A 20,882-nucleotide genomic window follows, 5' to 3' on the forward strand; every position below is an offset into this window, starting at 1 on the left:
TTCATCTTCGGATAACCTCGGGCGCGGAGAATGCGCGCTCTTTTTCGATCCTGGCCATTCGCAGAGCCCGACCATGAGCCAACCCCAGTTGTCGGTCGTCGTCCCGGTCTTCAATGAACGCGACAACGTCACGCCCCTGATCAACGAGATCACCACCGCACTGCGTGGGCAGATCGATTTCGAAATCGTCTACATCGACGACCACTCGCGCGACGACACCCTGGCGGTGCTGCAGGCCCTGAAGGCCGTCACGCCCGAGCTGCGGGTGCTGCACCACGTGACCCAGAGCGGACAGAGCACCGCGGTGCGCAACGGCGTCAAGCACGCGCGTGCGCCGTGGATCGCCACCCTGGACGGTGACGGCCAGAACGATCCGGCCGACATCCCCAAGCTGCTCGCTGCACGGGCCGCAGCCGCCACCGAGGTCAAGCTGTTCGCCGGGTGGCGCGTCAATCGCCAGGATTCGGGCAGCAAGCGCTGGGCCAGCAAGTGGGCCAATGCGATCCGCGCCCGCATGCTGCGCGATGACACGCCCGACACCGGCTGCGGCATCAAGCTGTTCGAGCGCGCCGCGTTCCTGGATCTGCCGTACTTCGACCACATGCACCGCTACCTGCCGGCGCTGATGCAGCGGGCCGGCTGGACGACCATCAGCGTGCCGGTCAATCATCGGCACCGCACCGCCGGCGTGTCCAAGTACAACAATCTCGGCCGCGCCCTGGTCGGCATCCGCGACCTGCGCGGGGTGGCCTGGCTGATCACGCGCAGCAAGCGCACCGCCGTGGAAGAACGCTGATGGAACTGCATTGGCTCGATCAGCCGCTCACCTGGCTGTACTGGACCGGCCTGCACGTCACCGGCTGGAAGCTGATCGGTTACACCGGCGCGCTGATGTTCGGCGGCCGCTGGCTGGTCCAGTTCGTGGCTTCGCGCCGCGCCGGCAAGCCGGTGATCCCGCGCCTGTTCTGGTACATGAGCGTGGTCGGCAGCCTGATGACGCTGAGCTACTTCCTGTTCTCGGCCAAACAGGACTCGGTGGGCGTGCTGCAGAACCTGTTCCCGGCCTTCACCGCGCTGTACAGCCTGAAGCTGGATATCGCGCACCGTGGGTGGAAGCGGGACAAGGCCACCCACTAGGGTCGCGCAGGACTTTTGATCCATGCACCGCCCGCCAGCTTGGTGCCATGATCGGGGTTTGCCGTCTCTCGGGAATCCCTGATCGTGAAATCACCGCTCGTTACTGCGCTGCTGCTCGCCCTGGCTCTTCCCGCCGGCGCTGCCCTGGCCGCGCCCCCGGCTGCCCCGGCCGCCGCCCCGGCCAGCCTGGCCGCCGAAAGCCCCGCCGATGCGCAGTTCCGCGCGATCTACGAGAAAGAATGGGCCTGGCGCGAAGCCGGTGGTGGTGAAGCCAGCGAAGACGGCGACGGCCCGGCCAATGCGACCCGCATGCCCGATGTCGGTGCCGCCGCGCAGCAGGGCCGGTTGAAGGTCTGGGACGACGTCCTGGCCCAGCTGGACAAGGTCGACACCAAGGCACTCTCGGCCGAGAACCGCATCAACTACGCGATCTACCGCGACCAGGTGTTCAACCTGGCCGCCGAGGTACGCCTGCGCGCCTACGAAATGCCGTTCAACGCGGACTCCTCGTTCTGGTCGAACCTGTCCTTCATGGCCCGGCGCGAGATGAAGACCGCGCAGGACTACCGCAACTACATCGCGCGCCTGAACGATGTGCCGCGCTACTTCGACCAGCAGACCGAGAACATGCGTGCCGGCCTCAAGCGCGGCTTCAGCGTGCCGCGTGCGGTGCTTGATGGCCGCGAGGTCTCGATTGCCACCGTGTCCGAACTGAAGGACCCGACCCAGTCGCCGCTGTACGCGCCGTTCAAGAAGCTGCCGGCCAGCATCCCCGCCGCCGAGCAGGCGCAGCTGCAGGAACAGGCCCGCCAAGCCATCGGCGGCAGCGTGGTGCCGGCGTTCGCCAAGCTGCGCACCTTCTTCGTCAGCGAGTACGTCCCGCAGGCGCGCACCACCCTGGCCGCCGAGGCGATGCCGGGCGGCAAGGCGTATTACAAGCAGCAGATCCACGAATACACCACGCTGGACCTGACCCCGCAGCAGATCCACGAGATCGGCCTGAAGGAAGTCGCGCGCATCCAGGCCGAGATGAACGGCATCATCCAGCAGGTCGAGTTCAAGGGCAGCTTCGCCGAGTTCCTGACCTTCCTGCGTACCGATCCGCAGTTCTACGCCAAGACCCCGGACGAGCTGTTGCACCGGGCGGCATGGATCTCCAAGCGCGTGGATGGCGTGATCGGCAAGTACATGACGCTGCCGCGTGCGCGCTTCACCATCGTGCCGGTGCCGCCGGACATCGCCCCGTTCTGGACCGCCGGCCGTGGTGGCATGGGCACCTACTGGCTCAACACCTACAACCTGCCGGCGCGGCCGCTGTACAACCTGCCGGCGCTGACCCTGCACGAGTCCGATCCCGGTCATGCGCTGCAGGGCGCATTGGCCGCCGAGCAGGGCGAGCAGCCAGCCTTCCGCCGCAACAACTACATCTCCGCCTATGGCGAAGGCTGGGGCCTGTACTGCGAGAAGCTGGGCGTGGAAATGGGCATCTACGAAACCCCGTACGAGGATTTCGGCCGCCTGACCTACGAGATGTGGCGCGCCGCGCGCCTGGTGATCGACACCGGCGTGCACCACAAGGGCTGGACCCGCGAGCAGGCGCTGTCCTACCTGCGCGACCACACCGCGCTGAGCGAGCATGAAGTGACCACCGAAGTGGACCGTTACATCTCCTGGCCGGGCCAGGCGCTGAGCTACAAGCTGGGCGAGATCGCGATCGTGCGCCTGCGCGCGCAGGCCGAGCAGGAGCTGGGCGACCGCTTCGACATCAAGGCCTTCCACGATGCCGTGCTCAGCCAGGGCTCGGTGCCGCTGCCGGTGCTGGAGGCGCAGATCCAGGCCTTCATCGCCCAGCGCAAGGCCGCCGCCAGCTGAGGTGCGCCGGGCCGGCCATCGCGCCGGCCCCGGCCAACGTGAACCAAGCGGCCGGGCTGCGATTGTGTAACGGCTTCACGCCCGGCTACTCTGCGGGCCATGTTCCGTCGTGCCCGCCCGCGTCCGTCCCTGCTGCTCCGCCTGCTGATGCTGGTGGTGGTCGGTGTGGGCGTGTTCGGCAGTTCGCTGGCCTCGGCGCTGGCCGACATCCACCTGACCGTGCACGCGGACAGCAGCGACGTGCATGGCAGCCTGGATGACGCCGCTGCCGATGTACCAGGCGACGACGACGGCAAGGAAGACTGGCTGCATGCCCTGGTGCATTGCGGCCACTGTCATGGCCACGGTGGCGTGCTGCCGATGGCCGCGATGGCCTGGAGCCTGCCGGCGGCCCCCAGCCACGGCGTGCCTGCCGGGTTGATCGCGCAGCTGCGCACGCAGCCGCCCGAGAACCTGCTGCGTCCTCCGATAGCGGTCTGATGCCCTGCGGCCGCGTGCCGCCGTTTGCCATCTGATCGCTTTCTGGAGACTCCCATGTGGATGCGTCTGGCAGCTTTGGCTGCCATTGCGTTCGTGCCGTGCGTGTACGCACAGGGCACGACACCTGCTGCACCGTTGACCCTCGACGACGCCATCGCGCGCGTCGCCCAGTACCACCCCGACCTGCGCCTGGCGCAGGCCCAGCGTCCGGTGTGGGAAGCCCGCCGTGACGCGGCCGGCCTGTCGCCCCCGTTGACCGTGGGCGTGGAGCTGGAGAACGCACTCGGCAGCGGGGACGCCCGTGGCTTCGATGCCGCCGAAGTCACCGTCACCCTGGCCGGCGTGCTGGAACGCGGCGGCAAGCTGGATGCCCGCCGTGCCGTGGCCCAAGCGAACCTGGACAGCCTGGCCCCGCAGCGCGAAACCGCGCGGCTGGATCTGATGGCCGAGGTCGCCCGCCGCTATCTGGCAGTGACCGACGCGCGCCAGCAGCTGCGCATCGCCGAGACCGATATCGAGCAGCGCCGTCGCGCCGTCGCCGCCGCGCGGCTGCGTCTGCAGGCCGGTGCCTCGCCCGAGTCGGTGCTGCTGACCGCGCAGGCGATGCAGGCCCAGGCCGAGCTGGACCGCGATCGCGCCCGGCAGATGGATCAGTCCGCGCGTGCGGCGCTGTCAGCACTGTGGCGCCAGCGCGAGCCCGGTTTCGACGTGGTCACCGGCGACCCGATGCAGCTGCCCGCGCTGCAGGACTTCGCCGTGCTCGCCGAGGAACTGCAGCGCACCCCGGAACTGGCGGTGCTGGCCGGCGAGCGCCGCATCCGCGAAGCCCAGGTGCAGCTGGCCCGCACCCAGGCACGGCCCGATGTCAGCTGGCAGGTCGGCGTGCGCAACAGCCGCGATACCCGCGACACCTCCCTGGTCGCCGGTTTCAGCCTGCCGCTGGGCAGTGTGCGCCGTGCCGACCCGGAGATCCGCGCCGCCGAGGCCGAACTGGCGCTCAACAGTGTGGAGCGCGAGTCGCGCGCGCTGCAGTTGTACGCCACGCTCGCCGAAGCGCATGGCCGCTACCTGACCTCGCGGTTGGAAGTCACCCGCATGGCGCGCGACGTACTGCCGCAGCTGCAGCGTGCCGAGAACGCTGCCGAGAAGGCATGGCGCGCCGGTGCGATCAGCTACATGGAATGGGCGCAGCTGCAGGCGATGCGGATCGACGCACGCCAGCGCCAGCTCGACGCGGCCATCGCCGCACAGACCGCCCTGATCGAACTCCAGCGACTGACCGGCCAGAGCATGGTCGCCGCGACCGACACCGTGTCCACGGAGGACCGCCGATGACCACTACCCTGATCCGTACCGCGCTGGTCGGCAGCCTGTTGATCGCGCTGATGGTGCTCACCGGCTGCGGCAGCAGCGAACCCGCCACGGCGCCGGCCAAGGCCGCCGGCACGGATGCCGGCCATGGTGAGGCCGGGCACGACGATGATCATGACGATCACGATGCCCCGGAAAGCACCACCATCGCCGCGGCCATGGCCGAACAGGCCGGCATCCGCGTGGCACCGGTCGCCGCCGGCACCATCGCCGACGAACACGATGTGCAGGGGCTGCTGACCCCGGTCGATGGCCGCGTAGCCCAGGTGATGGCGCGCTTTCCCGGCCCGATCCGTTCGCTGCGCGCGAACGTGGGCGACCGCGTGCGCGCCGGCCAGGTAGTGGCCAGCATCGAGAGCAACCTCAGTCTCACCACCTACACCGTGACGGCACCGATCGGCGGCGTGGTGCTCGCGCGCCAGGCGCAGGTCGGCGGGGTGGCGGGCGAGGGCACGCCGTTGTTCGAGATCGGTGATCTGTCCACGTTGTGGGTGGACCTGCATATCTTCGGCAACGACACCCAGCACATCACCGCCGGCGTGCCGGTCACCGTGTCACGCATGACCGACGGCGTCAGCCAGACCACCACGCTGGAACGCGTGCTGCCCGGCACCGCCACCGCCAGCCAGAGCACGGTCGCCCGCGCCACCCTGCGCAACGACGACGGCCAATGGCGGCCCGGTGCCGCGGTCAAGGCGCGCATTGTGGTGGCCACCACGCCGGCCGCGCAGGTGGTGCCGCTGAGCGCGTTGCAGACGATGGATGGCAAGGACGTGGTGTTCGTGCGCGAAGGCGACACCTACACCGCGCGTGCGCTGACCCTGGGTGCGCGCGATGCGGGCAAGGTGGAAGTACTCAGCGGCCTGACCGTCGGCGAAGACGTCGTGGTCGAACAGAGCTACGTGGTCAAGGCCGACATCGGCAAGGCAGGGGCATCGCATGAACATTGACGGCTCGCCACGCCCCGCATCCGGAGGGCGCCGTCATGCTTGAGCGCATCCTCCGTGCCGCCATCGCCCATCGCTGGTTGATGATGGCCCTGACCCTGGTGCTGATCGTCATCGGCAGCTGGAGCTTCACCAAGCTGCCGATCGACGCCACGCCGGACATCACCAATGTCCAGGTGCAGATCAATACCGCGGCCCCCGGTTACTCGCCGCTGGAGACCGAACAGCGCATCACCTATCCGGTGGAAACGGTGATGGCCGGCCTGCCGGCGATGGAGCAGGCACGCTCGCTGTCGCGCTACGGGCTCTCGCAGGTGACCGTGGTGTTCAAGGACGGCACCGACATCTACTTCGCGCGTCAGCAGGTCGCCGAACGCCTGCAGCAGGTCAAATCGCAGATTCCCGACGGGCTGGATCCGCAGCTGGGCCCGATCTCCACCGGCCTTGGCGAGATCTTCATGTACACCATCGATGCCGATCCCAAGGCGCGCAAGGCCGATGGCACGGCGTACACCGCCACTGACCTGCGCACCCTGCAGGACTGGGTGATCCGGCCGCAGCTGCGCAACGTGCCCGGCGTGACCGAGGTCAACACCATCGGTGGCTTCCAGCGCCAGGTGCACATCACCCCGGATCCGGCACGCCTGCGCGCGCTGGGCTTCACGTTGGAAGATGTCGCGCAGGCGGTGGAGGCCAACAACCAGAACGTCGGCGCCGGCTACATCGAACGCAACGGCCAGCAGTTCCTGGTCCGCATCCCCGGCCAGGTCGCCAACCTGGAGGAAATCGGCAACATCGTGCTGGCCCGCCGCGAAGGCGTGCCGATCCACGTGCACGACGTCGCCCAGGTGCAGGACGGACCGGAGCTGCGCAGTGGTGCGGCCACCCAGAATGGCCATGAAGTGGTGATGGGCACGGTGGTGATGCTGATCGGGGCCAACAGCCGCGATGTGGCCCAGGCCGCGGCGGCGCGTCTGCAGCAGGCACAGGCCAGTCTGCCCGAGGGCGTCACCGTCACCGCCAGCTACGACCGCACCGCGCTGGTCGACCGCACCATCGCAACAGTCGCCAAGAACCTGATCGAAGGCGCCCTGCTGGTGATCGTGGTGCTGTTCCTGCTGCTCGGCAACTTCCGCGCGGCATTGATCACCGCGGCGGTGATTCCGCTGGCGATGCTGTTCACCCTGACCGGCATGGCCCGTGGCGGCGTCTCGGCGAACCTGATGAGCCTGGGGGCGCTGGACTTCGGCCTGATTGTCGACGGGGCGGTGATCATCATCGAGAACTGCCTGCGCCGCTTCGGCGAACGCCAGCACGCGCTCGGCCGCGACATGACCCGCGATGAACGCTTCGCCGAAACCGCCAGCGCCACCGCCGAGGTGATCCGCCCGAGCCTGTTCGGGCTGGGCATCATCACCGCGGTGTACCTGCCGATCTTCGCGCTCACCGGCGTGGAAGGAAAAATGTTCCACCCGATGGCGATCACCGTGGTGCTGGCCCTGACCGGTGCCATGGTGCTGGCACTGACCTTCGTGCCCGCGGCGATCGCGCTGTTCCTCGGTGGCCGTGTGCAGGAGAAGGAAAACCGCCTGATGGCCTGGGTGCGTCGGCGCTACGAGCCGATGCTGGCCTTCTCGCTGCGTCGCGGCCGCTGGATGGTCGGTGGTGCGCTGGTGCTGGTGGTCGGCTGCGGCCTGCTGGCCACGCGGCTGGGCAGCGAGTTCGTGCCGAACCTGGACGAAGGCGATGTCGCCATGCACGCCATGCGCATCCCCGGGACCAGCCTGACCCAGTCCATCGAGATGCAGAAGCAGATCGAGAACCGGCTGGTGCAGTTCGCCGAGGTGGACAAGGTGTTCTCCAAGATCGGCACGCCGGAGGTCGCGTCCGATCCGATGCCGCCGTCGGTCGCCGATACCTTCATCATGATGAAACCGCGCAAGGCCTGGCCGGATCCACGCAAATCGCGTGCGGCACTGCTGGCTGAGCTGGAGGAGGCGGTCGAGCAGCTGCCCGGCAACAACTACGAGTTCACCCAGCCGATCCAGATGCGCACCAACGAGCTGATCTCCGGGGTGCGTGCCGACGTGGCGGTGATGCTGTTCGGCGACGATCTGGACACGCTGCTGTCGGTCGGCAAGCGCATCGCGGCGGTGGTCGGCACGGTGCCGGGCGCGGCCGACGTGCGGGTGGAGGAGACCAGCGGCCTGCCGTTGCTGACCGTTACCCCCAACCGCACCGCGTTGGCCGGGTATGGCTTGAATCCGGGCCAGGTGCAGTCGACCGTGGCCACCGCGGTCGGCGGGCAGGTGGCAGGGCAGTTGTTCGAAGGCGACCGCCGCTTCGACATCGTGGTGCGCCTGCCCGAAGCGCTACGCCAGGACCCGGCCGCCCTGGCGGACCTGCCGGTGTCGCTGGAGACGGCGCTGGCCGATGACGCCGACGAGTCCAGCCGCACCGGTAGCTGGACCAGCGGGAGTGCACGCACGGTGCCGCTGCGTGAGCTGGCAACGCTGGGCAACAGCGAAGGGCCGAACCAGATCAACCGCGAGAACGGCAAGCGCCGGATCGTGGTTACCGCCAATGTGCGCGACCGCGACCTCGGCGGGTTTGTCGGCGAGCTGCAGCAGACGATCGGGCGCGATGTGCAGGTGCCCAACGGCTACTGGATCGAGTACGGCGGCAGCTTCGAGCAGCTGATCTCGGCCAGCCAGCGGTTGTCGATCGTGGTGCCGGTGACGCTGGCGATCATCTTCGCGCTGCTGTTCTGGGCCTTCGGCTCGGTCAAGGATGCGGCGATCGTGTTCAGTGGCGTGCCGCTGGCGCTCACCGGCGGTGTGCTCGCGCTGGCGCTGCGTGGGATTCCGTTGTCGATCTCGGCCGGCGTGGGCTTCATCGCGCTGTCCGGTGTGGCGGTGCTCAACGGCCTGGTGATGATCAGCTTCGTGCGCAGCCTGCGCGAGCACGGCATGCCGTTGCCGCAGGCGGTGCGCGACGGTGCCTTGGGCCGTCTGCGCCCGGTGCTGATGACCGCGCTGGTGGCCTCGCTCGGCTTCGTGCCGATGGCCTTCAACGTCGGCGCCGGCTCGGAGGTGCAGCGCCCGCTGGCGACCGTGGTGATCGGCGGCATCGTCTCGTCGACGCTGCTGACGTTGTTGGTGTTGCCGGTGCTGTATCGGTGGCTGCATCGGAACGGGCCTGACGCGGTATGAAGGACGGGTCCGTACGTGATGTCACGTGCGGACCCGGCCGCCTCACCAATGGGCTGGCTTATCGATAGGCTTCTTTCCGGTCTGGATCCGGTCAGGCAACTGGCAGGACGCCAGCTCTTCATCGTGGATATGGCTGCGCGCCCAATGCGCATTCGCTGACAGCGAGGACATCATGTTGCGGTGGGCAACCGCAGCTTCCTCGGGAGGCCGCCTTGGGGTGATCACTCCAAGGCGAACACGCGGAAAATCCTCCCTGATGGCGCGTAGCACCGGTTCCACATCACTATCGTTGGAGCACACCACCAGCTGTGAGAATCTTCCTGACGCGGCATCGCGATACATTGCCAGCGCAATGTTCACATCCGTCTGTTTCTCCTCGAGCTTCCAGACTTTCACCCTATCGGCCCGATTGAAGGGCTGTCCATCGACATATCGCGGCATCTTGGTCCCGCTGCGATCATGCGTGTGGGTTCCCATTGTCTTCTGGAAACGGCTGCCATGACGGACTTCGTGCCCACGTAGAAAGCTGTCTTGGGCGATCGTGGACGCATTGCCATGAGTCGAGAACCGGGCAAGGCAAAACGCACTGAAGTACCTGACCAACGTCATCTGTGACGTCGGCGTCTGCTCATGCACCAAGCGTTCGAACAGCGTGACGATGTCCACCCACTTGTAGGACGTCCCCCGGATCCGGCCATAGTAAAAGTTGTAGCCATCCACGTAGACGGCGGTGGTGTCAGTCATGCGCACTTTCCTTCGGGCATGAAAAAACCGCCTTTCGGCGGTTTCTTCGTCCCAAGCCGTTTAGCCAACTGAATGACGACGGCAAGGGCGGGGTCGTGGGGCCATTACAGCAGTCCGTTGCCGTGGCGGTCAAATGACGGGGTCACACTTGGCCCCGCCTCGTCCACTCAGCGCTGATCGATTTCCTGCAAGCCATTGCTGAATCAGATCGACCGCTTCCTCCACCCCCTCTTCGGTGCCCATCTCCCTTCCCAGAGCAGCAGCCCGTTCACGCGTTTCGGCGTGCTCGACGAAGCCAACTGCCCGTCCCAGCGTGTTGGCGTCCAACCGCTTCGGCGACAACGCCGCCGGTGCCACGCCCAGCCGGTGCAGCCGATCCGCCCAGAAGAACTGGTCGGCGGCGAACGGCATCACCAGCGAGGGCACGCCGGCCCGGCAGGCCGAATGTGTGGTGCCGCTGCCACCGTGATGGATGATCAGCGCGCAGCGCGGGAACAATGCCTCATGCGGGGTCGGCCCGATCACGAACACGTTGGGCGGCAGGGGAGCACTGGGCAGCCCGGCCCAGCCCGGGAACAGCAGCACCCGCCGCGGCGCCAGGGCCGCCAGCAGTGCAGGCAGCACCTGGTCGCGATCAAAGCCGGTCATGCTGCCGAAGCCGAGGTAGACCGGGGCGGGACCGGCCTCCAGGAAGGCCTGCAGATCCGGCGGCGGCTGCCAGCCACGCTCGGGCGCGCGCCACTGGCCGCAGATCTGGTGGTTGTCCGGCCAGTCCAGCGGCGGTGGCAGCAGACTGGGCGAGATGCCGTACAGCATCGGCAGATCCCGCCAGGGGGAGGCGCGCCTCGGCATGCCCAGTGCCACTCGCGCGGCGTTGATCGGACGCCGGAAGGTGCGCCACACCGCGTGGTTGACCAAGGTGTAGCTGAGCCGGTTGAGAACGCCGGGCAAGCGCAGGCGTGGCAGGAACGGGGAGGGGAAGCTGGCGGTCGGGGTCAGTGGGATCATCCCGGTGCCGATCACCGGCAGCCCGTGGTGCTCGGCCACGGTCAGGCCGACGAAAGCGGCCAGCCCGCCGGTCAGCACGGCATCGCAGCCGGCGGCAGCGGCATCGGCCTGGCGTATCCATCCGGGCACGTGCCGTTGCGCCATCCGCGCCAGACCCCGCGAGGCGGCGAGACGGGCGTTACCGCGCGAGACCAGCGCCACGACCTCGTCATGGATGTCGCCCTCCAGCGCGGCATGCGGGACACCCAGCTCGCGCGCGGTCTCCAGCGTGCCGCGCTCGGCCAGCAGCAGCACCTCATGGCCCGCGGCGATCAACCCATGGCAGAGCATCACCAGCGGGCGGGTGTCGCCTTCGGTGCCGTAGGTCAGGGCGAGCAGCTTCATGAAAGGCCGCTGGGGAGGGGGAAGGAAGGCGCTGGGGTCATCCATTGAGTCCGGGTTCGATGCCCGGGCAGCCTAGCGGAGGGCCCGTCACGGGACCGGGATGGCGTGCCGGCGCCGCGCCAGCTTGCCGCAGCCCCCCGAAGCGGGCATAATGCGCGGCTCGCTGTGTCCAAAAACCTTTGGATCGGTGGCCGGGAACACGTCATCCGGTCCGCCCTCGACAGCGTAACCCTTTGATTCTCATGACGTGTGGCGGGAAACCGCCGAGGCCGCCGTCGCCCGGGCTATGGGCTGACAACTACTTTTATCGAGGTGCGCAATGTCCCGCGTATGCCAAGTTTCCGGCAAGCGAGTGCAGACGGGTAACAACGTCTCGCACGCCAACAACAAGACCCGTCGTCGTTTCCTGCCCAACCTGCACGAGCGCCGCTTCTGGGTTGCCAGCGAAAACCGCTGGGTCAAGCTTCGTGTTTCCGCGCATGCCCTGCGCACCATCGACAAGAACGGTATCGACTCCGTTCTGGCTGAGCTGCGTTCGCGCGGCGAAAAGGTCTGAGGAGTAAACGATCATGGCAGGCAAGCGCGATAAGATCCGTCTGATTTCGACGGCCAACACTGGCCACTTCTACACGACGGACAAGAACAAGAAGAACACCCCCGGGAAGATGGAATTCCTGAAGTACGATCCGGTCGTGCGCAAGCACGTCCTGTACAAGGAAGGCAAGATCAAGTAATCCGCAAGGATCCTTGAGCTTCCCGACGAAAAACCCGCCCTCGTGGCGGGTTTTTCCGTTTCCGGCATCGCACGGTGCCGGGCCGCAGCGGCTGCACCGGTCACCCCAGCGGCGCAGCGGCACAGCGGCCCATGGCAGAATGCGTTTCCCTTCCCGACGGGCGACGCGATGCTGTTCGAGTGGCTGCTGGGTTCGTGGTTGTTGATGCTGGATTGGCTGATCCGGCTGGCCGCGCTGTTGTGGATTCCCAGCCGCACCACGCCCGGTGCCGCGCGCAGCTGGTTGCTGCTGGTCGGCTTCGTGCCGTTGCTCGGGCTGCCGCTGTACCTGCTGTTCGGCCATCCGTGGCTGTCGCGCCAACGCGTGCAGCGCCAGGCCGAGGCCTCCCAGGTGATCCGCGAGGAGCAGGCCCTGCAGCCGCCCCTGCGCTGGACGCCCCCGCCGGAGACGGCCACCGCCGAGATCGTGCCGCTGATCGAGCGCCAGGGCGATTTCATGCCCATCCACGGCAACGCGGTGGATCTGCTCAATGACTACGACGCCTCGCTGCAGGCCCTGATCGAAGACATCGACCAGGCCCGTGAGCGCGTGCACCTGCTGTACTACCTGATGTTCGACGATGCCGTCGGCGAGGCCATCGTCGAAGCGCTGCAGCGGGCTGCGGCGCGCGGCGTGCACTGCCGCGTGTTGCTTGATGCAGTCGGGGCCAAGCGCGGGCTGCGCCACTACCGCCACCGTCTCCAAGCCCTCGGCGTAGATGTGCGCGCGATGCTGCCCGGTGGGCTGCGGTGGCGCCGCAGTGGCCGCATGGACCTACGCAACCATCGCAAGATCGCGGTGATCGACAACCGCGTCGGTTACATCGGCTCACAGAACCTGGCGCGCGCGCAGTTTGTTGCGGGGTTCCCGAACAAGGAGCTGGTCGCGCGCGTGCGCGGCCCGGTGGTGGCGCACCTGGAAGCCGTGTTCGCCAGCGACTGGTACATGGAAACCGGGCAGCGCCTGGACGTACTCACCGCTGTGCCGGTGTGCTCGGCCGATGTACCGACCCAGCTGCTCCCCAGTGGCCCGGCCTACCCCTTCAGCAATGCGCGCGATGCGGTGAACGCGCTGATCCATCTGGCGCGCCGGCGCATCGTGCTGGTCACGCCGTATTTCGTGCCGGATGAGGCGACCTTGAGTGCGCTGCGCATCGCGGCGCTGTCCGGCGTGCAGGTGCAGCTGATCCTCTCGGCCAGCACCAACCAGCGGCTGACCTCGTGGGCGCAGGAGGCCTACTACGATGAGCTGCTGCGCAGCGGTGTGCGCATCGCACTGTACGAACCGCATTTCCTGCATGCCAAGCACCTGACCGTCGATGAAGACATTGCCCTGGTCGGCTCGATCAACCTGGATATCCGCTCGTTCGCGCTCAATGCCGAGATCGGCATGCTCTGCTATGACCCGGGCATGGTGCGGCAGCTGGCGCAGATCGAAGCCGACTATCTCGAACAGTCCCGTCAGCTCGATCTGGCGACGTGGCGCCAACGGCCGGCGTGGAAGCGCAGCCGCGAAGGCATCGCGCGGCTGGCCGATGCGTTGATGTAGCCCGCTGTGACGCACGTGGACGGCCGGCCCACGCGCATCGCCTACAATCGAGGCATGACTGCGTCCGATACCCACCGCCAGTGTGATCTGGCCATCGTCGGCGGCGGCGCTGCCGGCGTCCTCGTTGCGCTGCAGGCCCTGCGCCATGCTGCGCGACCGTCACGCATCGTGTTGTTCGAGCCGGCGTCGGCGCTGGCCGAAGGCATCGCCTACGCCACGCCTTGGCCTGAGCACCTGCTCAACGTGCCGGCCGGCAAGATGAGCGGGCTGCCCGATCAGCCTGCGGATTTCCTGGATTACCTGATCGACAGCCAGGCGATTGCCGATGTGCCGCGCGCGGTGCTGGCGGACCAGTTCGTGCCGCGCCGCCATTTCGCCGCCTACCTGCGTGAGCGCCTGGAACAGGCATGCGAGCGCAGCGCAGCGGCGCTGGAGGTGGTCGAGCAGCCGGTGTTCGCGCTGGAGCCGACCGGACACGGCGTGGAGCTGCGGCTCGACGATGACGTGACGTGGCGCGCGCAGCGCGTGGTGCTGGCCTGTGGCAACAGCATGCGTCCGCTGCCGGTACCCGGTGCCGACGCACTGCCGCCCGCACAGGCGGTGGAGGCGTGGGATTACGACGGCGTGCGCGTGCTGGCCGGCGATGACGATCTGGCCATCATCGGCTCGGGCCTGAGCATGGCCGACAGTGTGGTTGCCCTGGCCGCTGCCGGTCACCGCGGGCGCATCTACGTGCTGTCGCGCCATGCGCTGCTGCCGTTGCCACAGGCGCACGGCGCTGCGGTCACCTTCGATCCGCAGCCGCTGCTGGCGATGTCGCTGCGCCAGCGCGTGCGCGAGCTGCGCGCGCAGGCCGATGCCGCCGCGGCCCAAGGCATTCCATGGCAGAGCGTGATGGACCGCATCCGGCCGATGGGCCAGGCGTTGTGGCTGAGCCTGGGCGAGGCCGATCAGCGCCGCTTCCTGCGCCACGTGGTGCGGTACTGGGACGTGCACCGCCACCGCATCGCCGAATCGGTGCATGCCCAGGTGAGCGAACTGGAGCGCAGCGGCCAGCTGCAGCGCCATCGGGCCCGGCTGGATACGCTGCTGGTGCAGGAACGCGGGCTGCAGCTGCACGGCCGCAGCCCGGACGGTGGCCTGCCGCCCCTGACCGTAGGCGCGGTGATCAATGCCACCGGGGTGGAGATCCGCGCGCTGTCCATGCGTAATCCGCTGATCCAGCAACTGCTGGCGGACGGACATGCCCGCCCTGGCCCGCACGGCCTTGGGCTGGAGACCACGGTGGACGACGGTGCCCTGATCGATGGCCATGGCCAGCCGCAGCCCGCGATCCGGGTGGTCGGCAGCCTGCGCATCGGCACCCTGTGGGAGAGCCTGGCGATCCCGGAACTGCGCGTGCAGGCCGAACAGGCCGCGCGCGGCTGAACCCGTTCGATCCGGGTGCCGGGTAACGGCCCGGAGCGCCCCGCCCGAGGGTAAAATGGGGACATGGATGTTTCCCACTTGCTCGACGGGTTGAACCCCGCCCAGCGCGAAGCTGTGTCCGCCCCGCCCGGCCACCATCTGGTGCTTGCCGGTGCCGGTTCCGGCAAGACCCGCGTGCTTATCCACCGCATCGCCTGGCTCAATGAAGTCTGCGGCGTGCCGACCCATGGCATTTTTGCGGTGACCTTCACCAACAAGGCCGCCGGCGAGATGCGTCACCGCATCGACCTGCAGCTGTCGCAGGGCAGCCGCGGCGCGTGGATCGGCACCTTCCACGGCCTGGCCCATCGCCTGCTGCGCCTGCACTTCCAGGACGCCAAGCTGCCCGACAGCTTCCAGGTGATGGATTCGGACGACCAGCTGCGGCTGGTCAAGCGCGTGGTCCAGCAGCTGGAGATCGACGACGGCAAGTTCCCGCCGAAGCAGATCGCCTGGTGGATCAACGAGCAGAAGGACGAAGGCCGTCGTCCGCAGCACATCCAGCCCGAGCCGCATGACGCGTGGCTGGAAACCATGCGCCAGGCGTATATCGCCTATCAGGAGCGCTGCGACCGCGCCGGTCTGGTCGATTTCGCCGAGCTGCTGCTGCGCGCGCATGAACTGCTGCGCGACAACCCGGCGCTGCTGGCGCACTACCGTTCGCGCTTCCGCGAAATCCTGGTGGACGAGTTCCAAGACACCAATGCCATCCAGTACGCCTTTGTGCGCGTGCTGGCCGGTGAGACCGGCCACGTGTTCGTGGTCGGCGACGACGACCAGGCCATCTATGGCTGGCGCGGCGCCAAGGTCGAGAACGTCCAGCGCTTCCTGAAGGATTTCCCGGGCGCGCAGACCGTGCGCCTGGAGCAGAACTACCGCTCCACCGCCAACATCCTCGGCGCGGCGAATGCGGTGATCGCGCACAACCCGGACCGCATCGGCAAAGAGTTGTGGACCGACAGCGGCGATGGTGATCCGATCGATCTGTACGCGGCTTACAACGAAATGGACGAAGCGCGTTACGTGGTCGAGCGCGCGCGCCAGTGGGTGCGCGATGGTGGCAGCTATGGCGACGTCGCCGTGCTCTATCGCAGCAATGCACAATCGCGTGCCTTCGAAGAAGCGCTGCTCTCCGAGCAGGTGCCGTACCGTGTGTATGGCGGCATGCGCTTCTTCGAGCGTGCCGAAATCAAGGATGCGCTGGCGTACCTGCGGTTGATGACCAACCGCAACGATGACGCCGCCTTCGAGCGTGCGGTCAACACGCCGACGCGTGGCATCGGCGACCGCACCCTGGATGAAGTGCGCCGTTTGGCCCGTACCCACGCGATCTCGCTGTGGGAGGCCACCATGCTGACCACCCAGGGCAATGAGCTCGCTGCACGTGCACGCAACGCGCTGGCCGGGTTCCTGGTGCTGGTCAACCAGCTCCAGGCCGAAGCCGACACGATGACCCTGGCCGAACGCATCGACCACGTGCTGATGCGCTCGGGCCTGCGTGAGCACTGGTCCAAGGAAAGCCGCAACGCGCTGGATTCGGAATCGCGCGCGGACAACCTGGACGAACTGGTCTCGGTGGCCTCGCGCTTCGTGCGTCGCGAAGACGATGTCGAAGAAACCCAGGACATGAGCGAGCTGGTCGCCTTCCTCGCCTACGCCTCGCTGGAAGCCGGCGAAGGCCAGGCCCAGGCCGGCGAAGAGGGCGTGCAGTTGATGACGCTGCACGCTGCCAAAGGCCTGGAGTTCCCGCTGGTGTTCCTGGCCGGCATGGAAGACGGCCTGTTCCCGAGCGCGCGCTCGCTGGAAGAAAGCGGCCGGCTGGAAGAAGAACGTCGCCTGGCGTACGTGGGCATCACCCGCGCGCGCCAGAAGCTGGTGCTCTGCTACGCCGAATCACGTCGCATCCATGGCCAGGACAACTACAACGTGCCCTCGCGCTTCCTGCGCGAGATCCCGCGTGAGCTGGTCAACGAAGTGCGCCCCAAGGTGCAGGTCTCGCGCGGCACCTCGCTCGGTGCCAACCGGGTGATGGGCCACGCGGCACTGGAAGCGCCGCCGCTCAAGCTGGGCGCGATGGTCAACCATCCCAAGTTCGGCGAAGGCATGGTCACCGACTACGAAGGCAGCGGCCAGCACGCCCGCGTGCAGGTCGAATTCATCGAGGCCGGCAGCAAGTGGCTGGTGATGGCGTATGCCAATCTGACGGTGCTCTGAGCGACGCTCGTCATCCAGTAGTGCCGGCCGCTGGCCGGCTGCTCTTTGCCGCGGCGTTGTCGCGAGCCGGCCAGCGGCCGGCACTACAATGGGCGGCATTCCTTTCGCGCAGGCCCCCGCCATGACCGATTCGCCGCTGCACCTCACCGTCAAGTTGAACGCCAGGCTCCAGCCCGAGCATCGCCATGAGCTGTTCGAAGACCCGCTCGATGCGCTGCTGGGCAGTGCCGAGCTGGGCGAGATCACCGGCGGTGGCACCGCGCTGACCGAAGACGGTGAAGTGGACTACGGCGATATCGAGGTCGCGCTGAACGATCCGGCCTCGTTGCCTGGTGTGATCGAGCTGCTGGAGCAGCTGGGAGCGCCGAAGGGCTCGCTGATCCAGCGCGAAGGCGCCCCCGTTCAGCCGTTCGGCGTCACCGAAGGCTTGGCGTTGTATCTCAACGGCACCGATCTGCCCGATGAGGTCTACGAACAGTGTGATTCGAACTATGTGTTCGAACAGATCGTCGAGCGCATCGAAGGCCACGGCGAGATCTGCAGCTGGTGGCAGGGCCCGACCGAGACGGCGCTGTATCTGTATGGCGCCTCGTTCGACACCCTGCACGCGCGCATCGCCGATCTGCTGGCGAGCTACCCGCTGTGCCAGGGCGCACGCGTGGTGCGTACCGCCTGATCAGCAGTCCGGCGCGTGGCCTGCTGCATAGCGCAGGCCACGGCGCAGCTGCGCCCGCACATCCGGATTGCCGTACACCGCAGCATCATGGCCCAGCCCGGTGTACCAGCTGCGGCCGCCATCGAAGGGCCGGCACCAGGCGATGGGATGATCGGCGCCCATGGTGCCGCCGTCGTAGCGCGCTTCGTCCACCGTCGCGATGACCTGCACCATCCCACGCGGATTGCGCCGGTAGTTGTAGAGCTCATCGCGGATCGGCCACGCCGGGCCTGACGGTTTGCCGTCACGCTCAGGCTGCACCCGCGTCTCCTGCAGACCCTCGGGGTGCTTGTGGAACCACGCGCCGACCAGTTCGCCGTACCACGGCCAGTCGTACTCGGTGTCGGCCGCGGCGTGCACGCCCATGAAGCCGCCGCCGTTGCGGATGAACTGTTCCATCGCCGCCTGCTGCGCGGCGTCGAGCACATCGCCGGTGGTATTGGCGAAGACCACGGCGCGGTAGCGGGCGAGGTTGTCGGGGCGGAAATCGCGGGGATCGTCGCTCGGGTCCGCCGTCATGCCGGCCTCGGCACTCAGCTCGCGCAGCGTCGCCACGGCCACAGGAATCGCGTCGTGGTGGAACTTGGCGGTGCGGCTGAAGATCAGCACGCGGTCCGGACCCGGCGCGGCGGAAAGTCCGGGTAGCGGCAGCAGGGCCAGCGAGCACAGCAGGGCGATGAGCAGAGGGCGCATGCGCGAAGTCTGTCATGGGCGCTGTCGGTCTCCGTCCTGCGCTGCAGCACAGGCATCCCAGGCAGCGCATGCCTGCGCTATCCGCGTTGTGGTGGGCCAGGGCGTCTCGCTTCATCCCCGATCGCCCCCGGCTCATCCCGGATTTCACACAGTTCGTCGCGTGCCGCTTGTCGCTCCCCCGGTCGGCGCCCAGAGTCTGCCCCTGTCCGCTGGGAGCGCACTCGTGAACAAGGGAATTCCATATCTGCTTGCTGCACTGGTCCTGCTGACATGGTCGGCAGGCTGGGCCGAGCCGGTGCTGGCCCTGTTCCAGCACGCGCAGACCTGCCTGGCCGACGGCGGCGACTTCGATCTGCTGCGCCTGCGCTGCCAGCCGCAGCCCAGTGGGGTGTGCATCGGCCGGGCAACGCTGTGGTTTTGGCTGAGCGGCATCGTCTTCGCACTGGTCGCGCTGCTGGGCACGCGTCGCCGCACGCGCTGACAGTCGAACACGCAACCGGCATCATCGGCTTCTGTCTGATGGAGGCCATATGCGTCCGAGTGAAAAGGAAAAGATGCTGTCCGGGCTGCCCTACCGCCCCGGTGATCCCGAGTTGCAGGCCGACATGGCCGCCGCCAAGGTGTGGATGGTCCGCTACAACGCCGCCCTGGCCGAAACCCCAGCCGTGCGCCGTGCGCTGTTGCGCGAGCAGCTCGGTGCGGTCGGCGAGGGCGCGGTGATCCGGCCGCCATTCCACTGCGATTACGGCTACAACATCCGCCTGGGGCAAGGCGTGTTCCTCAACTACAACTGCGTGATCCTGGACGTGGCCGAGGTCAGCATCGGCGATGGCACCCAGATCGGTCCGGCAGTGCAGATCTATGCTGCCGACCATCCGCGTGATCCGCAGGCGCGGGCTGAAGGCCTGGAGTCGGCCAAGCCGGTCCGGATCGGGCGCAATGTCTGGATCGGGGGCGGCGCGATCGTGCTGCCCGGCGTCACCATCGGCGATGACGCGGTGGTGGGTGCGGGCAGTGTGGTCACCCGCGATGTGCCTGCGGGCGCCACCGTGGTGGGCAATCCGGCGCGGGGGGTGCCTGCGCGCGCCCACGGCGATTGATCCAGCTCAAGGCACTGCGTCCACACCGGGTGTGCAATGGTGATGTTCCCATCGCACACCCCAAGGAGCTCTGCCATGTACAAGCGCATCCTGATTGCCACCGATGGTTCGGAGCTGGCCGAGAAAGGCTTGGCCAAGGGCCTGGAGCTGGCCAAGGACCTCGATGCCGAGGTCGATATCGTGACCGTCTCCGAGCCATGGGCGGTGGGCATGTATGACGCGATGGGCTGGAGCGTGGGCTACATGAACACGCCCGAATACAAAGCCGACCGCGAAGAGACCGCGCAGAAGGTGCTGCAGCCGGCCAAGGCTGCTGCGCAAGCGCAGGGCCTGCGCACCGAAACCGTGCATGTGCTGGACCGCTATGCCGCCGATGGCATCATCGATACCGCCACCGAACGCGGCAGCGACCTGATCGTGATGACCTCGCACGGCCGCCGTGGCGTGACCCGTGTGCTGCTCGGCAGCCAGACCGCCGAAGTGCTGGCACGCAGCACGGTACCGGTGCTGGTCATCCGATAACGGGGAAGCGGTAGTGCCGGCCGCTGGCCGGCAGTGCCCCTCAGTGCCCCTCAATCGCGCAGTTTCAACGTCTGCGATTCATCCAGCGTGCCATCCGGCTGCAGCACCACATAGCGCTCGCCCGTCCGGTCGAACAGCACCGGCACGGGATCGCGGAACAGCGGGCGACGCACGAAGCGCAGCTGCCAGCCGAAATGCTCCAGCGTCTCCACCGCCTGGCGCTGCTCTGCAGTGAGGCCGGCGCGCAGTTCAGCCGGATTCGGATCGTGGCGGCGTTCGGGTGTTGTCATCGAGCGTGGGAAAGCAGGGATGGGGGTCAGCGCCTGGCCGACCCCGTGCGGTCACGGGGCGGCAGCGGTCAACGCCCGAATCACCAGCTGTAGAGCTTCCAGTACACCGGCGAGACGCCGTCCTTGTCGCCGTCCATGCGGCCATCGCCGTTCTGGTCGTACATGTAGAACGGGGCGCCGCGCGACGGGGTCACCTTGACCATCCGCAGCTGGCCGCCGACCCGGTACTCCTCGATGGTGTCGCCGTTGTCCTGGACCGTCTTGACCACATCGGCACCGGTGACATCGACCGGGGGCCTGCCGCCGCCACCAGTGGCACAGCCAGCCAGCGCGAGCACGACTGCGAGCAACAGAATCTTCATGGGCCGGGAGTCCTTGGGCGAAGAGGGCCCGATTATGCCCGAT

21 protein-coding genes are annotated in these 20,882 nt (G+C 67.6%); 16 read left to right on the plus strand and 5 right to left on the minus strand.

All coding sequences use genetic code 11. The features are described from left to right. Positions 1-73: 73 nt before the first annotated feature. From K4043_RS06025 to K4043_RS06055, 7 genes are all read left to right on the plus strand, one after another. The gene (locus tag K4043_RS06025) at positions 74-796 is read left to right on the plus strand and encodes a glycosyltransferase family 2 protein (protein ID WP_123729798.1); all 723 of its coding nucleotides are present in this window, start codon (positions 74-76) and stop codon (positions 794-796) included. Then, positions 796-1,137, plus strand: a complete 342-nt coding sequence (locus K4043_RS06030) for a lipid-A-disaccharide synthase N-terminal domain-containing protein (RefSeq protein WP_121040949.1) — start codon at positions 796-798, stop codon at positions 1,135-1,137. The genes K4043_RS06025 and K4043_RS06030 overlap by 1 nt, the downstream gene beginning before the upstream one ends. 84 nt (positions 1,138-1,221) lie before the next feature. Continuing rightward, on the plus strand, positions 1,222-3,009 hold the full coding sequence (locus K4043_RS06035; protein WP_265308590.1) for a DUF885 family protein: 1,788 nt from the start codon (positions 1,222-1,224) through the stop codon (positions 3,007-3,009). A gap of 99 nt (positions 3,010-3,108) precedes the next feature. Further along, positions 3,109-3,489 (plus strand): DUF2946 family protein, encoded by a 381-nt coding sequence (locus tag K4043_RS06040; protein ID WP_265308591.1) that lies wholly within the window; start codon positions 3,109-3,111, stop codon positions 3,487-3,489. A 54-nt stretch (positions 3,490-3,543) separates the two neighbouring features. Further along, positions 3,544-4,824 carry a TolC family protein gene (locus K4043_RS06045; protein WP_265308592.1) on the plus strand — a complete coding sequence of 427 codons (1,281 nt, stop codon included), beginning with the start codon at positions 3,544-3,546 and terminating at the stop codon, positions 4,822-4,824. Next, a complete protein-coding gene (locus tag K4043_RS06050; RefSeq protein WP_265308593.1) occupies positions 4,821-5,810 on the plus strand; it encodes an efflux RND transporter periplasmic adaptor subunit in 990 nt (329 codons plus the stop codon). The genes K4043_RS06045 and K4043_RS06050 overlap by 4 nt, the downstream gene beginning before the upstream one ends. A gap of 35 nt (positions 5,811-5,845) precedes the next feature. Continuing rightward, positions 5,846-9,019 carry a CusA/CzcA family heavy metal efflux RND transporter gene (locus K4043_RS06055; RefSeq protein ID WP_265308594.1) on the plus strand — a complete coding sequence of 1,058 codons (3,174 nt, stop codon included), beginning with the start codon at positions 5,846-5,848 and terminating at the stop codon, positions 9,017-9,019. Positions 9,020-9,061: 42 nt separating this feature from the next. Here the strand turns inward: K4043_RS06055 and K4043_RS06060 are convergent, their stop codons facing one another. Together K4043_RS06060 and K4043_RS06065 are read right to left on the minus strand one after the other, a co-directional pair. Next, the gene (locus K4043_RS06060; protein WP_265308596.1) at positions 9,062-9,763 is read right to left on the minus strand and encodes an NYN domain-containing protein; all 702 of its coding nucleotides are present in this window, start codon (positions 9,761-9,763) and stop codon (positions 9,062-9,064) included. Positions 9,764-9,892: 129 nt separating this feature from the next. Beyond that, a complete protein-coding gene (locus K4043_RS06065; RefSeq protein ID WP_265308597.1) occupies positions 9,893-11,155 on the minus strand; it encodes a glycosyltransferase in 1,263 nt (420 codons plus the stop codon). Between the two features lie 319 nt (positions 11,156-11,474). Between K4043_RS06065 and rpmB the strand changes: the two genes are divergently transcribed. The 6 genes from rpmB to K4043_RS06095 all read left to right on the plus strand — a co-directional run bounded on the left by rpmB (position 11,475) and on the right by K4043_RS06095 (position 17,833). Then, entirely contained in the window at positions 11,475-11,711 is a 237-nt protein-coding gene (rpmB, locus tag K4043_RS06070) for a 50S ribosomal protein L28 (protein WP_019185625.1), read from the plus strand. 10 nt (positions 11,712-11,721) lie between these two features. Next, positions 11,722-11,889: a 50S ribosomal protein L33 gene (rpmG, locus tag K4043_RS06075; RefSeq protein ID WP_172407465.1), complete on the plus strand. Its 168-nt coding sequence runs from the start codon at positions 11,722-11,724 to the stop codon at positions 11,887-11,889. Positions 11,890-12,057: 168 nt separating this feature from the next. After that, positions 12,058-13,476: a cardiolipin synthase gene (gene cls / locus K4043_RS06080; protein ID WP_123729810.1), complete on the plus strand. Its 1,419-nt coding sequence runs from the start codon at positions 12,058-12,060 to the stop codon at positions 13,474-13,476. A gap of 36 nt (positions 13,477-13,512) precedes the next feature. Continuing rightward, entirely contained in the window at positions 13,513-14,904 is a 1,392-nt protein-coding gene (locus K4043_RS06085; protein WP_265309309.1) for an FAD/NAD(P)-binding protein, read from the plus strand. 63 nt (positions 14,905-14,967) lie between these two features. Next, the gene (uvrD, locus tag K4043_RS06090; RefSeq protein ID WP_265308598.1) at positions 14,968-17,157 is read left to right on the plus strand and encodes a DNA helicase II; all 2,190 of its coding nucleotides are present in this window, start codon (positions 14,968-14,970) and stop codon (positions 17,155-17,157) included. Between the two features lie 121 nt (positions 17,158-17,278). Beyond that, a complete protein-coding gene (locus tag K4043_RS06095) occupies positions 17,279-17,833 on the plus strand; it encodes a hypothetical protein (RefSeq protein WP_265308599.1) in 555 nt (184 codons plus the stop codon). On the opposite strand, the gene K4043_RS06100 is transcribed toward K4043_RS06095, so the two are convergent. After that, positions 17,834-18,565 (minus strand): ThuA domain-containing protein, encoded by a 732-nt coding sequence (locus K4043_RS06100; protein ID WP_265308600.1) that lies wholly within the window; start codon positions 18,563-18,565, stop codon positions 17,834-17,836. A 223-nt stretch (positions 18,566-18,788) separates the two neighbouring features. On the opposite strand from K4043_RS06100, the gene K4043_RS06105 reads away from it, so the two are divergent. The 3 genes from K4043_RS06105 to K4043_RS06115 all read left to right on the plus strand — a co-directional run bounded on the left by K4043_RS06105 (position 18,789) and on the right by K4043_RS06115 (position 20,187). Beyond that, the gene (locus K4043_RS06105; protein WP_123729815.1) at positions 18,789-19,046 is read left to right on the plus strand and encodes a hypothetical protein; all 258 of its coding nucleotides are present in this window, start codon (positions 18,789-18,791) and stop codon (positions 19,044-19,046) included. Between the two features lie 49 nt (positions 19,047-19,095). After that, positions 19,096-19,665, plus strand: coding sequence for a sugar O-acetyltransferase (locus tag K4043_RS06110; RefSeq protein ID WP_123729816.1), 570 nt, complete (start codon positions 19,096-19,098; stop codon positions 19,663-19,665). Positions 19,666-19,740: 75 nt separating this feature from the next. Next, on the plus strand, positions 19,741-20,187 hold the full coding sequence (locus K4043_RS06115; RefSeq protein ID WP_123729817.1) for a universal stress protein: 447 nt from the start codon (positions 19,741-19,743) through the stop codon (positions 20,185-20,187). 50 nt (positions 20,188-20,237) lie between these two features. Here the strand turns inward: K4043_RS06115 and K4043_RS06120 are convergent, their stop codons facing one another. Both K4043_RS06120 and K4043_RS06125 read right to left on the minus strand, forming a co-directional pair. Further along, positions 20,238-20,477: a hypothetical protein gene (locus tag K4043_RS06120; RefSeq protein ID WP_123729818.1), complete on the minus strand. Its 240-nt coding sequence runs from the start codon at positions 20,475-20,477 to the stop codon at positions 20,238-20,240. Between the two features lie 80 nt (positions 20,478-20,557). Beyond that, positions 20,558-20,839: a DUF2782 domain-containing protein gene (locus K4043_RS06125; protein ID WP_265308602.1), complete on the minus strand. Its 282-nt coding sequence runs from the start codon at positions 20,837-20,839 to the stop codon at positions 20,558-20,560. Positions 20,840-20,882 lie beyond the last annotated feature (43 nt).

This window comes from Stenotrophomonas sp. SRS1, from assembly GCF_026130205.1.
Taxonomy (GTDB): Bacteria; Pseudomonadota; Gammaproteobacteria; order Xanthomonadales; family Xanthomonadaceae; genus Stenotrophomonas; species Stenotrophomonas rhizophila_B.